The sequence below is a fragment of the Nocardiopsis sp. KDC1DS13DA1 genome (genome assembly GCF_055632325.1).
Genome location: NZ_JBVMUY010000040.1, coordinates 78,285 through 93,251 on the forward strand (window position 1 = coordinate 78,285; position 14,967 = coordinate 93,251).

Annotated in this window: 10 protein-coding genes; 3 read left to right on the forward strand and 7 right to left on the reverse strand. The window is 72.2% G+C overall.

The window, feature by feature from the left end:
- Positions 1–246: 246 nt before the first annotated feature.
- Both ACTVAJ_RS25915 and ACTVAJ_RS25920 read right to left on the reverse strand, forming a co-directional pair.
- Positions 247–1,395, reverse strand: coding sequence for a hypothetical protein (locus ACTVAJ_RS25915; protein WP_470390882.1), 1,149 nt, complete (start codon positions 1,393–1,395; stop codon positions 247–249).
- A gap of 62 nt (positions 1,396–1,457) precedes the next feature.
- Positions 1,458–2,408, reverse strand: a complete 951-nt coding sequence (locus tag ACTVAJ_RS25920; protein ID WP_470390883.1) for a LysR family transcriptional regulator — start codon at positions 2,406–2,408, stop codon at positions 1,458–1,460.
- A 110-nt stretch (positions 2,409–2,518) separates the two neighbouring features.
- On the opposite strand from ACTVAJ_RS25920, the gene ACTVAJ_RS25925 reads away from it, so the two are divergent.
- The gene (locus ACTVAJ_RS25925; protein ID WP_470390884.1) at positions 2,519–2,869 is read left to right on the forward strand and encodes a DoxX family protein; all 351 of its coding nucleotides are present in this window, start codon (positions 2,519–2,521) and stop codon (positions 2,867–2,869) included.
- 44 nt (positions 2,870–2,913) lie between these two features.
- Here the strand turns inward: ACTVAJ_RS25925 and eccCa are convergent, their stop codons facing one another.
- A complete protein-coding gene (eccCa, locus tag ACTVAJ_RS25930) occupies positions 2,914–6,876 on the reverse strand; it encodes a type VII secretion protein EccCa (protein WP_470390931.1) in 3,963 nt (1,320 codons plus the stop codon).
- Between the two features lie 220 nt (positions 6,877–7,096).
- Between eccCa and eccD the strand changes: the two genes are divergently transcribed.
- Positions 7,097–8,437, forward strand: coding sequence for a type VII secretion integral membrane protein EccD (gene eccD / locus ACTVAJ_RS25935; RefSeq protein ID WP_470390932.1), 1,341 nt, complete (start codon positions 7,097–7,099; stop codon positions 8,435–8,437).
- Positions 8,438–8,440: 3 nt separating this feature from the next.
- Here the strand turns inward: eccD and ACTVAJ_RS25940 are convergent, their stop codons facing one another.
- The 3 genes from ACTVAJ_RS25940 to ACTVAJ_RS25950 form a co-directional block, all read right to left on the reverse strand.
- Complete coding sequence (locus tag ACTVAJ_RS25940) at positions 8,441–8,992, reverse strand: GerW family sporulation protein (protein ID WP_470390885.1); 552 nt, start codon at positions 8,990–8,992, stop codon at positions 8,441–8,443.
- A gap of 370 nt (positions 8,993–9,362) precedes the next feature.
- Positions 9,363–10,412: an aldo/keto reductase gene (locus tag ACTVAJ_RS25945; protein ID WP_470390886.1), complete on the reverse strand. Its 1,050-nt coding sequence runs from the start codon at positions 10,410–10,412 to the stop codon at positions 9,363–9,365.
- A gap of 127 nt (positions 10,413–10,539) precedes the next feature.
- A complete protein-coding gene (locus ACTVAJ_RS25950) occupies positions 10,540–10,923 on the reverse strand; it encodes a hypothetical protein (RefSeq protein ID WP_470390887.1) in 384 nt (127 codons plus the stop codon).
- A 573-nt stretch (positions 10,924–11,496) separates the two neighbouring features.
- On the opposite strand from ACTVAJ_RS25950, the gene ACTVAJ_RS25955 reads away from it, so the two are divergent.
- Positions 11,497–12,795 (forward strand): MFS transporter, encoded by a 1,299-nt coding sequence (locus tag ACTVAJ_RS25955; protein WP_470390888.1) that lies wholly within the window; start codon positions 11,497–11,499, stop codon positions 12,793–12,795.
- Between the two features lie 330 nt (positions 12,796–13,125).
- Here ACTVAJ_RS25955 and ACTVAJ_RS25960 read toward each other — a convergent pair whose 3' ends face one another.
- Entirely contained in the window at positions 13,126–14,949 is a 1,824-nt protein-coding gene (locus ACTVAJ_RS25960) for an acyl-CoA dehydrogenase (protein WP_470390889.1), read from the reverse strand.
- Positions 14,950–14,967: the final 18 nt, after the last annotated feature.

Below are 14,967 nucleotides of genomic sequence, written 5' to 3' on the forward strand. Positions count from 1 at the left end.
CGGGACGGCCGGGTTACGGGTTACGGGTTACGGGTTACGGGTTACGGGTTACGGGTTCAGACGCCCGAAGGGGTCGATGCGTTCTGTTGTGCGTGCGGTGTTCGGAGATGTTATCGGCGCCCGGAGTGCTCTGTCCGTCGGGTGTTCCCGCCAGGACGGCGTTCCCTGTGGGAGAGGGGCGGAGGCTCCCGCGGTCGGCCGCCGCCCGGTGTCGAACCGGGTTCCCCGCCCACGGGCCGCGGGAACTCACCCGGACGGGCTGGCGCTGGCCTGGTCCTCCGGGGGCTCCTCGGCCCAGCGGACCACGAGCGGGTAGCCGTCCATGGAGGCGTCGTGGAACCGGGGGAAGACCTCCTCCGTGCCGGTCACCCCGCCCTCCTCCAGATCGACGCGGAACCACGCCTCCTCCGTCTGGAGCAGGACCGCGTCACGTTCCGGCGCGGGCGCGTACTGGAGCACCGGACCGCCGCTGTCCGCCATGATCCTGGTGGCCGTGTGCGCCTGCCCGTCCACCGTCACCAGGTAGGCGCCCGCCACCGGCTGGGTTCCGTCCGGGTCGGGGGCCAGCACGGCGGTGCCCTCGCCCCACACGAGGCCCTGGTCGAAGGTCTGCCACTGTCCCTCGGCCGTGGTCAGGGAGGCGTTGACGATACTGCCGTTGGTCCGGCGCACCACCAGGGTCCGGCCGTCGGCACCGGGCAGCTGTTCGGTGGGGCGGCTGACGCGGATGTGCAGTTCACCCGCGGGGGTGAGCGCCCAGTCACTCGGCCTCTGGTACTCGTCCGGTGGGAGCGTGCCCTCCTGGTTGGGTGTGCCGCCCGGCGCGTCCAGCGGCACCGACATCACCTGGGGCGGCTGGCCGTCCTGCTCGTTGTCGGAGACGTACCAGAGACGGCCGCCGTGGATGACCGGTCGTGACACCACCTCGCCGGAGGAGGCGGTCACCGACTCGACCGGCTGGTACGTGACCCTCGCCGGCGTCTCGCCCTCCTCGTCGGTGGCCTCGGCGACCGCGGCACCCCCGGCGTCCTCCGGGTCGGTGAGCGCGGCGATGGTGATCGCGGACGGCTCGGTGGTCGCGTAGGCGAAGAACTGCCAGTCCGCGGAGAACTGGGAGTGCACCGGCAGAGCCGACGCCATGGGGTCCACCGCCCCCTCGGGCAGGCCGAGCTCGTGGACGGGCCGGCCGGTCGCGGGGTCGTGGAAGACGAGGACCTGGTCGGTCTCCGGGTCGCCGCCCTCGTACCCGCGGTGCAGCAGGGCGAGCCCGGCCAGTCCCTGCTCGGTGATCTCCTCCACGGTCTCCGGTGGTTCGTCCGGGTCCGTGGACGAGACGTCGCAGGCGGTGACGGCCACCAGACACGCGGCCGACGTGAGGGCGAGGGAACGCCGCACGAATCTGCCTTTCGGGGGAGGGAAACGGTGGAGTTGCCACAAGTGGGACCAACCCGGACTCCCTATGGTTCCACCTCCGGCCGGGTGGTGCGGGCGCGGCGGCCGGAGTCGGCCACGGGCGCCGGGCACGTCCGCTCCAGGCAGCAGCGGACGAAGTCGCGGATCACCGGGTCGGCCTCGTCCTCGCCGGCCCACGCGACGGCGACGCGGCTCGGGGAGAGGCCGCGGGTGGGGCGGTAGACCACGCCGGGACGGGAGTAGAAGCGCGCGGCGGACTCGGGGGCGAACGCGATCCCGTAGCCGCTGGCGACCGCGTTGAGCCAGTCGTCGGGGTGCTCGGCGACCGCGCCGATCCGGACGGGGCGGTCACCGCGTTCGCCGACCGCCAACCAGAAGTCGCGCCAGGCACCGGTCTCGGCCGGGGCGGCGACGAACGGCTCGTCCCACAGGTCCCGGACGTCGACGGTCTCCCGTGCGGCGAGCGGGTGCGCGGAGGGCAGGGCGACCCAGCGGGGCTCGGTCAACAGTGGCTCCACGCACAGCTCCGCCTGACCCGGGAACGGGAGCCGCAGGAGCGCGGCGTCGACGGCACCGTCGGCCAGCCCGGCTGAGGGATCCGCCCAGGAGGCCTGGCGCAGATCGACCCGCCAGCCGGGGCGGAGCCCGGCGAAGGCCGCGACGATGTCCTGGGTCGCCTCGTTGGCGCCGCTGGCCACGCAGCCGACGCGCAGGACGCGGGTCTCCCGGGCGGCCGTGCCCCTGGTGGCGCGGAAGGCGTCGTCCCACGCGGTCAGGAGACCGGGCACGCGTTCCGCGAGCACGCGGCCCGGCCCGGTCAGCGCCATGCCCGCATGGGAGCGGGTGAAGAGCCGGACGCCGAGGAGCTGCTCCAGCCGTCGGACCTGCTTGGTCAGCGCCGGTTGGGAGACGTACAGCCGCTCCGCCGCGCGCGTCAGGTTGCCCTCCTCGGCGACGGCGGAGAAGGAGCGCAGCAGCCGTGTGTCGACGTCCATGCCTCCAGGTTATGGACGCGGGTATTGGACGGTTCCGCAGACGGGGCGTGAGGCTGGAGGCGCCCCCGGAGGGACGGCCTCCGGGGGCGTTGCGAGTCGAGGGGGCGGAAGTGTTCATCGCGTACGTGGCCGTCACCGCGGTCACCATCGCGGCCAACGCGGCGATCGCGGCGGCCGACCTGGTCCGGGCGCGGTTCGTCCTGGCCAACTCGGCGGAGGTGGGGCTGCCGCGGTGGACGCTCCGGCCGCTCGGGGCGGTCAAGCTGGCCGGGGTCGCCGGGCTCCTGCTCGGACTCCTGGGGGTGCCGTTGGTCGGGGAGGCCGCCGCGGCGGGACTCGTCCTGTTCTACGTCGGCGCCGTCGCCGCCCACGTGCGGGCGGGGGTCCTGTACAACATCGCCTTCCCCGGCGCCTACCTGGCGCTGGCGGTCGCGTCGCTGGCCCTCGCCCTCCCGGTGTGACCCCGGCGGGGGCGGCCGCCGCGGCCGCCCCCGCCCCGTGTCCGCTACCCCGGAGGCTCGCTCCACCCGACCTGCACCAGGTCGGGCCGCCTGCCGCGCAGCGCCAGCTGCGCCCGGCCCTGCGGCAGCGCCTTGGAGGCCGCGCCGTTGGCCAGGCGGCCCTCCATCCGGTCACCGGAGAACAGCAGACCGGGCGTCGCCATGTCGCTGAGCGCCTGGAGCACCGGTTCGAACATCGCCCGCGCCGTACCGCCCGTACGCCGGGCCGCGATGACGTGCAGACCCAGGTCGGCGCCCTGCGGGATGTACGGAGCCAGCGGCGCGAGCGGGTTGCTGCGCGAGGCGATCATGTCCATGTCGTCCACGATGATGTACAGGTCCAGGCCCTTCCACCAGCTGCGCTCCCGCAGCTGCTTGGGTGTCACGTCCGGCCCCGGCAGGCGCTGCTTGAGCGACCCCGCCAGGTTGTCCGCGACGGCCTTGGTCTGCTCCGCCGTGGTGCAGTACGCCAGCAGGTGCTCCTCCGGCACCAGCTCCAGGTGCGAGCGCCGGAAGTCGACCAGCACGATGCCCAGCTCCTTGGCCGGGCGCTGGACGATCTGCTTGACCAGCCCGCGCAGCAGGGTCGTCTTGCCGGTCTGGGGGTCGCCGAACACCACCAGGTGCGGGTCCCGGTCCAGGTTGGTCGTGGCCGGGGCGAGCGAGCTCTCCGCCATGCCGAGCACCAGCTCGCGCATACGGCCCCTGCCGCTCTTGCGTCCCTTGAGCAGATCGTCGAGCTCCACCCGCTGGGGCAGCGTCCGCACGCCCTGCACGGCCTTCTGCGGCCAGCGCTCCCGGACCCGCTTGACCAGGTCGCGGATCCCGTCGGTCACGTCCTCGTCTCCGGCCACCCCGTCCACGCGCGGCAGCGCCACGTGCGTGTGGTGCTCCTCGGAGGTCAGACCGCGGCCCGGGGTGTCCTTCGGGATCTCCTCGGCGACCTTGCGGCCGATCCCCGAGTCCATCGGGTCGCTGAGCCGCAGCTCGAAGCGCCCGCCGAACAGTGCCTGCAACCGGGACCTGATCTGCGACGACGCCGCGCCCGTCAGGATCGTGTGCACGCCCAGGGACGGACCCCGGGTCGCGATGTCCATGAGGAAGTCGTCGGCCGCGTCGAAGGAGTCCCGGACCGCCGACCACCCGTCGATCATGAGGAACAGGTCGCCGACCACGCTCGCGGGCAGCTTCCCGTCGGCCCGCGCCTGGCGCAGCGCCGCGGGGGAGTCCAGCTTGTGCTTGCGGAACACCCGCTGGCGCCGGTCCAGGTGACCCGACACGTCGGTCAGGATCCGCTGCACCCGCTCCGGGTCGGCACGACCCGCCACGCCCGCCACGTGCGGCAGCTCGTCCATCGCCTGGAGCGCGCCCCCGCCGAAGTCGATCGCGTACACCCCGACCCGGCCGGGCGGGTACCGCCACGCCAGGCTGGCGATCATCGTGCGCAGCAGCGTCGACTTGCCGGACTGGGGGCCGCCCAGGACGACGATGTTGCCCTCACCGCCGGTGAAGTCCAGCTCCGCCGGGATCACCCGCTGCTCGCGCGGGATGTCGGTGAGGCCGATGACCGCCTTGGCCTCGGCCGGGTCCGGCTCGGTGCCCTCGCCCTCCAGGTCGTCGGCCTCCCCGAGGTCGGCCAGCACCGAGTCGAAGGTCAGTATCTCCGGCAGCGGCGGCAGCCACACCGGCCGTACGCGCTCGGCGCCCGAGTCCACCAGCCGGTCCACGGTCACCTGGAGGGTCGTCCGCTTCTCCTTGGGCCGCTTCTCCTGTTCCTTGGCCCTGATCGAGCCCACGAGCGAGTCCACCAGCGAACCCGCGCCCGTCACCTTCTCCAGGGCGTTGTAGGACAGCAGCGGCAGGACGGGCTCGTGCTCGTCCTTCTCCTCCTTCTGGGGAGGCTCGTAGGGCTGGGAGACCATGGCGGCCTTGAACCGCTCGAAGACGGAGGTGTCGACCTTGAGGTAGCCGGATCCGGGTTCGGGCGGCAGGTGGTAGGCGTCGCCCACGCCGATCGCCTCGCGGCTCTCCGCCTCGGAGAAGGTGCGCAGACCCACGCGGTAGGACAGGTGCGACTCCAGGCCCTTGATCTTGCCCGACTCCAGCCGTTGGGTGGCCAGGAGCAGGTGCACCCCGATCGACCGGCCGATCCGCCCGATCGCGACGAACAGCTCCGCGAAGTCCGGGTGGGCGGTCAGCAGCTCGGAGAACTCGTCGATGATGATGAGCAGGTGCGGCAGGGGCTCCAGCTCGGGGTTGGTCTCGCGCGCCGCCTCGTAGGCGTGCAGGTTGGGCAGGTTGCCCGCGTTCTTGAGGATCTGCTGGCGCCGGAGCAGCTCGCCGAAGGTCGCCTCCCGGAACCGCGTCACCAGGCCGTCGTCGTCGGCCAGGTTGGTGATCAGCCCGGCGCTGTGCGGCAGCCGGTCGGTGTCGGCGAAGGTCGCGCCGCCCTTGAAGTCCACCAGCAGCAGCGCGAGGTTGTCCGGTGAGTGGTTGATGACCAGCGAGGCCACCATCGTCCGCAGCATCTCCGACTTGCCCGAACCGGTCGCGCCGACCACCAGCCCGTGCGGGCCCATGCCGCCGAACGCCGACTCCTTCAGGTCCAGCAGCACCGTGTTGCCGCTCGGCCCGATACCGATCGGGACCCGCAGGTAGTCACCGGTGCTGCGCTTGCGCCAGGTGCTCCGCGTGTCCAGCTGGGCGACGTCGGGCACGCCCAGGATCTCCGGCAGCCCGACGGTCTCGTGCATGGCGTCGTCGGAGTCGGTGACCGCGATCCCGAACGGCGCCAGCGCACGCGCCAGGCTCGTCAGGTGGGCGACGCTCGACCGGTCGGCCCTGCCCTCGACGGGGGCGCGCTCGGCCTCCTCGTCCCTGCCCGGCAGCTCGGTGTCCTCGGTCAGGGTGCCGTCCGCGTCGACCATCAGCCGCAGGTCCACCGCCTCCGGCTCCTCGCGGCGGTCGCTCACCAGGGCGATCACGTGGATCCCCAGGTCGGCCAGGGAGGTGACGGGCGGTTCCGCGTGCAGTCCGGACAGCGTCGACTGGTGCTCGCCGTCCAGCACGACGACCAGCCGCTGCGTGCCGGGGCCCGGCGGCCTGCCGCGCCGCCGCTGGAGGTCGACCGTGCGGCGTTCGATCTCCTCGGACAGCAGTTCGGCGATCTGCACGGTGTTCCCGGCGACGAACCGGGCGGGCATCGGGCCGTCCCTGGCCTCGTCGAAGGTGTTGTGCGGCAGCCACTTGAGCCACTCCCACCGCGTGCGCACCTTGTTGTCGCGCACCACGCCGATCCGCAGGTCGTGCGGGGAGTGGAAGGTCGACAGCTGCGCGATCATCGACCGGGCCAGCCCGCGTGCGGCCTCGCGGTTGCCGACGACCGACACCACGCCGTACTCGCGCAGCGGGAGCACCAGCGGCATCTCCGGCACGTCGCCGTACAGCTCGATGAGCTGGTCGGCGGCGCCCTGGCAGACGGGGTCGTAGACGATCAGCGGGTTGGAGTTGTCCACCTTGAGCTTCAGCGCCCGGGCCAGCGGCCGGGTCCCCGAACCGGCGCGCACGTCCAGGAAGTCGGGGTCGGAGGCGCGCCGCTCCCAGCGCCGGGCGCGCGAGCGCGCGGGTTCGGTCAGCAGCTGCGGGTCCGGGTGGCGGAACGCGTTGTCCGCGCGCTGCGTGGCGGCCACGCCCCGGACGATCTCGCGCAGCTGGTCGAGGTAGTCGACGTACCGTTCCCGCTGCTCCCGGATCCGCTTGCGCGGCCCGTTGTGCTGCGCGACGAACATGATGATGCCGACGACGACGCTCGCCATCATGATCATCACGCCCGCGACCGCCATCAGCGGGCGGTGGCCCATGGTGATGGACATCAGCAGGGAACCCGAGCCGGTGATGATCGGCATGATGATCATCGCGCCCGAACTGGAGGCGGGAGGGTTCTCCGGCATCTGTGGCGGAGTCGCGATGACCAGGGGCGTGGTCCCGGGGGCAGTCGGGGTGCTGCGGGCGGGGCGGGAGACCGGTCTCGTCGCCACGGTGACCTCTTTCCGTCCACCTGCGGGGGTTGGATGTCTCGGTGACTACGCTAGGAATGATCTCGCGAACGCCGCGAATCACCTAATTCACGTCGGTCTGTGCTCCCGAGCGGCGACAACCCCCTACGGCGACGGCAAAGGAATCATGGGTGTGAGTGGATACTGCCGGGTCACGGTCACCGGGCCGGACCGCTGGGCCGATCTGGCGCTGCCCGGAAGTGTGCCCGTGGCGACGCTGATGCCGCGCATCGTCGAGGTGTGCGCTCCCCGGGAGGAGGGCACCGAGCCCGCACACTGGGCGCTGACCACGGTCGACGGCTCGCCGGTCCGACCCGAGGAGCCGCTGGAGAGCGCCGGGGTCTACGACGGCGACGTCCTCGTGCTCGACCGGCGGACCGCGCCCGGCCGACCCGCGCACGTGGACGACGTGCGCGGTGCCGTGGAGGACCGGGTCGACGAGACCGCCCGGATCTGGAACCCGACGACGACGCTCTCCTTCGGACTCCTCGTGGCCGGAACCGGCCCCCTGCTGATGCTGCTGTTGATGATGTGGCTGCGCCCGTCGGTCGGCCACCTGGGTGTGGCGAGCGTCGGCACGCTGTTCTCGATCGCGACCATGCTGCTCGCCGCCCGGCGTCCGCTGCCCGTCGTCGCCCACGTCCTGTTCACCGCGTCCTGTGTGTGGGGCGCGGTGACCGCCGTGCTCGCCGCGGGCCTGGTGACCGGTGCCGGACCTCTGGTGATGTCGGCGTTCGCGCTGACCGGCGCGCTCCTGGCGGCCGGGGTCGGCTGGGCCCTGCACGAGACGGGGCTGGCCTACATCGCCGCGCTCGGCGTGATCACCGTGGCCGCCGGGGTGCTGGTCGGTGTCGGGGTGTTCGTGGACCCGGTGCAGGGGGTCCGGGCGATGGGACTGGCGCTGACCCTGTGCGTCGGCGCGCTGCCGCGGGTGGCCATGGTGATGGGCGGCCTGTCCGGGCTGGACTACGAGGTGGGGCGTTCGGGCCAGGTCGCCACGGAGCGTTTCGAGGACACCTTCACCAACAGCGACCGCCTGCTGCTGGGCATCGTGACGGGCGCCGCGCTCAGCGGCGGCGCGGTCACCGTGCTCCTGACCCTCATGGCCGAGGGGCTGCCGGACCTGCTGCTCAGCGGACTGCTGTCGGTGCTGCTGATCATGCGTTCGCGCCTGTTCGACCGGATCCGCCACGTGCTGCCGCTGCGGCTCGGCGGTGTCCTGGGGCTCGGTGCCACCGGTGTGGCGGCGATCGGTCAGTACCCCGTACTGGGCCCGTGGCTGCCGGTCGCGGCCCTGGTCGCCTGCATGGTCCTGGGCGTGCTGAGCTGGGTGCGCCTGACCGACGTGCCGCGCGCGTCGCTGCGCCGCGTCCTCAACGGGGTCGAGGTCGTGGTGATCATCGCGATGTGCGCGGTCCTCGCTTGGGGGATGGGCCTGTTCGCCTTCGTCGCCCGGATGTCCGGGGTGGGGTGAGGCTCACTCCGGGGACCGGGAGCGGGCCGCCCCGTCCTCGGTGGCCGGTTCCGGCCGCGCCGACGGCGTGCTCGACGCCTCCACCATCGCCGTCGCCGCCAGCCCCCGTGCGTCGGCGCACCGCCTCCGCCGCCGGGCCTCCCTGAGCGAGACGCCGACGATGCGGGTGGCCGCCACCGCCGTGATCACGGCGAGGGGGAGGACGAGCCTGGTCACGGGTTGGCGGATGGGGTGGAAGCGGGCGCCCACGCCGTCGAGGACGATGAACCCGGCGGGCCGTACCCGCGCCAGACCGCTGCCCCCGGCCCCGTCCGCGCTCGGGATACGGCTCGAACCGCCGCCCATCGTGCTGAGCGCGCTGACCCGTGCGACGGGGACGACGGTGGTCGCGCCGGACACGACCGGGTCGCCGAACACGGTGGCCGCCCTCGCCGCCGTACCGGTGCCCTCCACCACGCGCACGAGCGCGTCCAGCGCCGGGCTGGAACGCCGGTCGGGCGCCGCTCCGACGCTCCGGGCGGTGCGTCGGGCACGTCGGATCGCGGATCTCAGCATGGTCCTGCTCCCTCGCCGGGCCGGGGCGCGCTTTCGCGGACACACACTCCGCCGCGCGACGCTCCGGCACAACCCTCGCCGTGTTCCCGTGAGTCGACAGCCGACCCCGGGCTGACTCCCTCTTCGGCCTCGCGGGATCCGCGCCCAAGACGCCGCTCGCGACGAGCGGCATCCACGGAACGGGCCCCGGCACCGATGCGTCCTCACGTTACCCGGCCGATCCCGGTCTCCACGAGGGGCCGCCCGCCCCGGACCACCTGTGCGAGGTGCTGCCCCCGGACGCACCGGACGCGTTCGTGGGCCCGGGGACGTACTCGATCGCCGTCCAGGGCGCGGGCCGCCCCTTCCGGCGGCGGGCCGGCTCCGCCCCTCAGGGCCGGGAGGCGGTGGCCCCGGCCCAGATGTTGACGTCGGACTCGACGGCCCAGGCGTCGATGCGCCGCAACTCCTCGTCGGTGAACTCCGGGGCGTCCAGGGCGCCCAGGTTGTGTTCGAGCTGCTCGACGCTGGAGGCCCCGACGAGCGCCGTGGTCACCGTGCGCGGACCCTGGTCGCGCAGGACCCAGGAGATCGCCATCTGGGCCAGGCTCTGGCCGCGTTCGGCGGCGATGCCGTCGAGCGCGCGGGCCCGCTCCAGCACGGACTCGGAGAGCATGTTCTCCCGCCAGCTGGGACGACCCACCCCGGCGCGGGAGTTGGCGGGCACGTTCCCGTCCAGGTAACGGGAGGTCAGAACGCCCTGGGCCAGTGGTGAGAAGGCGACCACGCCCATGCCCTCGTCCGCCGCGGCGGCCAGGAGGCCGTCCTCGACCCACCGGTTGAGCATGGAGTAGGAGGGCTGGTGGACGACCAGGGGCGTACCCAGCTCGCGCATGATCCGCGCGGCCTCGCGGGTGGCGGCGGGGGCGTAGGAGGAGATCCCGGCGTACATCGCCCGGCCGGAGGTCACCGCGTGGTGGAGGGCGAGCATGGTCTCCTCCAGCGGCGTGTCCGGGTCCGGACGGTGGCTGTAGAAGATGTCGACGTGGTCCAGCCCCATCCGCCGGAGGGAGTTGTCCAGGGAGGAGAGCAGGTACTTGCGGGAGCCGCCGGTCTGGTGCGGACCGGGGCCCATGACGTATCCGGCCTTGGTGGTGATGACCAGCTCGTCGCGGTAGGGGCGCAGGTCGCGGTCGAGGATCCGGCCCAGGTTCTCCTCGGCGCTGCCGGGCGGCGGGCCGTAGTTGTTGGCCAGGTCGAGGTGGAAGACGCCGAGGTCGAAGGCGCGCAGGAGGATGCGGCGCTGGCCCTCGAAGTCGCGGTCGGCGCCGAAGTTCTGCCACAGCCCGAGGGACAGGCGGGGCAGGTGCAGGCCGCTGTCGCCGCAGCGGCGGTACTCCACGGAGTCGTAGCGGTCCTCGCTGGCGACGTGTGTGCCCACGGTGTGTCCCTTCGTCCGTCTGCTTCTGAGGAGACAGTTTCGCAGACCAGGACATTCCGGGCGTTATCGGTGCGTGGAGCCAACCGTGTGCGAGGGGAGCCCGCGGGACGCGTGGGCGCGTCGCGGGTCAGGCGGCGGTGAGTCCGGCCAGCGCGCGGCGGTGGTGTTGGTAGGAGGGCTCGGGGACCCGGGCGAACGGGTTGAGGAGGGCGGCGGCGCCCACCGGGTCGCTCGCGGGGTGGGAGACGGTCGCGCCACCGCGGAAGAGGTCGTTCCAGAAGAACCGGCCGTCGCGGCACCAGACGTTGACGTCGCGCTGGACCGACACGACGGCCATCTCGGACGTGCCGGACCAGTAGAGCTGCCGGGACGTCAGGGACGCGAGCTCACCCAGGAGCGCCGTGATCGCGCGCTCGGCGCAGAAGGCGTGGCGGGGCTTGTGCTTGACTCGCCTGGCGAGGGCCGACTTCGCCCGGGAGGCCCGGGGGTTGTTCAGGCGCCAGTGACTCAAGGTCGTCTCCAGTGTGTGTCGGGTACCGCGGGTGGACCGTGTGCGCTTGTCGCGACCACGGGCCGCGGTTCGAGGGGTGCCGTCTCCGCTACCGCGTGAGCGGGTTTCCTCCGCAAAGTTGGTGAGGCGTGAACCGTGTCGTTACCTCGTAGTTATTCTTTGCGCTCCGGATGCTAGCAGCAACCGACCCTCCGTGGTCGAGGCTTTTGGGTGTGACCAATCTCACAATTAACGAATGGGTATCAGCTTCGAGACGGAGAGAACCCCCAGTTCAGGATGGTTGTGTCGAACTGGTTTGCGAGTCTTTTCGCGGCTGGAAGAGATGCGGGGTATCACGCTCGCTGTCGCGATCTTCACCCGTTTTCGCGACGCCCGGGCGCCGATATCTCACTCACGGTGACTTTACGCAGGTGAGGGAGTCTTTACCCGGATCGGGTCGGGTCTTGTGCCTTGCGCCGCCGCGGGTCCACGTACCGCCGCGTCCGTTTTGCGTCCCCGTCGACCCCGGTGTATGGGGTGGTCACGAGGCTGGAGGACACTGGGACGGGCCCGAACGAGGAGAGAAGCCGCGCAGTGACACAGACCAGTACATCCGGTGACCCGACCACGACCGGTTCCGGCTCCGTCCCCGCCGAACCCGCGGGCGGCGCCCGCGCCTGGATCGTCTGGGGTGTCGCCGTCGGCGGCTACTTCCTGGCGATGCTGCACCGCAACGGTCTCGGTGTCGCCGCGCTGGAGGCGCAGGAGAGGTTCGACGTCGGCCCGGCACTGCTGTCCCTGCTGCCGATGCTCCAGCTCCTCGTCTACGTCCTCCTCCAGGTGCCCGCCGGGCTGCTGGCGGACCGCCTCGGCCCGCGCTACACGCTCGTGATCGGGATGGGGGCGATGACCGCCGGAGCGTGCCTGTTCGCGCTCGCCCCCGGGGTGGAGGCGGCCGTCGCCGGGCGGTTCCTCATCGGGCTCGGCGACGCCCTCGTCTTCCTCAACGTCATCCGTCTGGCGGCCCTCTGGTTCCCCCGGGCGCGCTACGCCCTCGTCAGCGGCCTCACCGGTGTGGTCGGGGGGACCGGTCAGGTGGCCAGCGCGGCGCCGCTGGCGTGGGCGCTGGAGGGCGTGGGCTGGGTGGCCGCCTTCCTCGCCACGGCGGGCCTCACGGCGCTCATGGCGCTGCTGGTGCTGATGGTCGTGCGGGACCGGCCCGCGGGTGCGGCCGGGCGGTCGACCACGGCCGAGCCGATCCCCGTGTGGGAGGCGCTCGGCGAGGCGCTGCGGGCGCGGGGGCCGAGGATCGGCATGGCCCACCACGCGGCCGTCATGGCACCGTTCACGATGATGATGGTGCTGTGGGGCTACCCGTTCCTCGTGGGCGGCCTGGGGCTGCCTGAGGGGGCCGCTGCGCTCACGCTGACGGGCCTGGCGGCCGGAGGGCTGTGGGTCGCGCCGTTCGCGGGCGCCGCCATCGGCCGTCGGCCGAACGCGCGCGTGTGGCTCGGGCTGACCCTGGGCACGTCGCTGAGCGCGGGTCTGCTGCTCCTGGTGCTGTGGCCGGGCGGGGTTCCGACGGAGGTCGGGGTCGCGGTCCTGGCGGTGACCGCCCTGGGGCAGACGCTGGCGCCGACGGTCTCCTTCGACTTCGCCCGGGACGGTATCCCCGCCAGCCGCACCGGTGTCGCCTCCGGTCTGGTGAACATGGCGGGCTTCTCGACCGCCGTCCTGTGCACCGTCCTGGCCGGGGCGGTGCTCCAGGTCCTGCCGGAGTCGCCGACCTCCTTCCAGTGGGCGTTCGCGCCCCTCTGCCTGACCACGCTCTGCGCGACCGCGGTGCTCTGGCGCCTCGTCCTTCGGCGTCCGGCCGGCGGGGTCCGGCGGTGAGTCGGGGAACCACCCCGACCGTCCCCCGCTCTCCGCGACGCCGGTCGAGTACGTCACACCCGCAGCGGAGGAGCGGGCGGTCGGGGTCCAGGCCCTGCTCGCGGACACAGGACGGCACCGGACTCCCGGGGGGCCGGACCTTTTCGTCGCGGCGGTGGCGGAACGCGCCGGTCCGACCGTGCTCCACCGTGACCAGGGCGTCGAGCTGACCGCTGAGGTCACCGCACAGCCGGTCGGGAGGTGGGGCTCGTCCGGCCGGTCCGGCCCCGGGAACGCGCGAGGGGCGGGGCGGCCGCCGGCCGCCCCGCCCCTCCGGGCTCGGGACAGGTCCTAGAACGCGGACTCGGGCACGTCCATGAGCTCCAGGTTCACGCCCTCGGCGATCCGGCGCTCGGCGGCGATGCGCGGCAGGAACTGCTCGGCGAAGAAGCGCGCGGCGGCGATCTTGCCGGTGTAGAAGTCCTTGTCCGCGCCCTCGGCGCCGTCGATGCTGTTCAGGGCCACCTCGGCCTGGCGCAGCAGCAGCCAGGACAGGACGACGTCACCGAAGGCCATGAGCAGGCGGGTGGAGTTCAGGCCCACCTTGTACAGCTCACGGGGCTCCTCGGCCGACCCCATCGCGTGGCCGATCATGATCTCGACGATCTTCTCGACGTGCTCGACCGCCTCCAGGAGCAGCCCGCGCTCCTCCTTCAGCTGGCCGTTGCCCGCCTCGCTCTGGGCGAAGCCCTTGATCTCGGCGGCGAGCTTGCCGATGGCGGCGCCGCCGTTCTTCACGATCTTGCGGAAGAAGAAGTCCTGCGCCTGGATCGCGGTGGTGCCCTCGTAGAGGGTGTCGATCTTGGCGTCGCGGATGTACTGCTCGATCGGGTACTCCTGCAGGTACCCGGAGCCGCCCAGGGTCTGGAGGGACTCGGCGAGCAGCGCGTAGGAGCGCTCGGACCCCACGCCCTTGACGATCGGCAGCAGGAGGTCGTTCATCGCCTCCAGCTCCTTGACGTCGTCCCCGGCCGCCTGCGCGATCTGGATCGCGTCCTGCTGGGTGGCGGTGTACACGATCAGGGAGCGCATGGCCTCGACGTAGGCCTTCTGCGTCATGAGGCTGCGGCGCACGTCGGGGTGGTGCGTGATGGTGACCTTGGGGGCGTTCTTGTCGCCGCCGGCGGTCAGGTCGGAGCCCTGCTTGCGCTCCTTGGCGTACTCCAGGGCGTTGAGGTAGCCGGTGGAGAGGGTGGCGATCGCCTTCGTCCCGACCATCATGCGCGCGTACTCGATGATGAGGAACATCTGGCGGATGCCGTCGTGCTTGTCGCCGACGAGGTAGCCGATGGCGGGGTGCTTGTCGCCGAAGGTCAGCTCGCAGGTGGTGGAGGCCTTGAGGCCCATCTTGTGCTCGACGTTGGTCACGTAGGCGCCGTTGCGCTCACCGAGGGAGCCGTCCTCGTTGACCAGGTACTTGGGGACCAGGAAGAGCGAGAGGCCCTTGGTGCCGGGGCCCGCGCCCTCGGGGCGCGCGAGCACCAGGTGGAAGATGTTCTCGGTCATGTCCTGCTCGGCCGAGGTGATGAAGCGCTTGACGCCCTCGATGTGCCAGGTGCCGTCGCCCTGGTCGACCGCCTTGGTGCGTCCGGCACCGACGTCGGAACCGGCGTCCGGCTCGGTCAGCACCATGGTGGCGCCCCAGCCGCGCTCGATCGCGAGCCGGGCGAACTCCTTCTGCTGCTCGTTGCCCTCGGAGTGCAGGATGCTCGCGAAGCCCGGACCCGCCGAGTACATGTGGATGGCGGGGTTGGCGCCCAGGATGAGCTCGGCCGCGGACCAGACCAGGGAGCGCGGGGCGCCCAGGCCGCCGAGCTCGGGGGAGAGGTCGAGGTTGTACCAGCCGGCGTCCATGTAGGCCTGGTAGGACTTCTTCAGGCTCTCGGGGATGGCGACGGTGTTCGTCTTCGGGTCGAAGACCGGCGGGTTGCGGTCGGCGTCCTCGAAGGACTCGGCGACGACGCCGGTGGCGAGCCGGTTGATCTCGTCGAGGATGGTGCGGGCGGTCTCCTCGTCGAGTTCCTCGAACGGGCCCTTGCCCAGCACGTCCTGGCGGTTGAACACCTCGAAGAGGTTGAACTCGATGTCGCGCAGGTTGCTCTTGTAATGCGTCATGGACAGCTCCGCTGTGTC

What these genes read in the sequence shown, in the direction of transcription:
- ACTVAJ_RS25920 (WP_470390883.1), bottom strand. Translation starts at nt 2,408, where the DNA reads ATGGACGTCGACACACGGCTGCTGCGCTCCTTCTCCGCCGTCGCCGAG.
- ACTVAJ_RS25940 (WP_470390885.1), bottom strand. Translation starts at nt 8,992, where the DNA reads ATGCTGAGATCCGCGATCCGACGTGCCCGACGCACCGCCCGGAGCGTC.
- ACTVAJ_RS25960 (WP_470390889.1), bottom strand. Translation starts at nt 14,949, where the DNA reads ATGACGCATTACAAGAGCAACCTGCGCGACATCGAGTTCAACCTCTTC.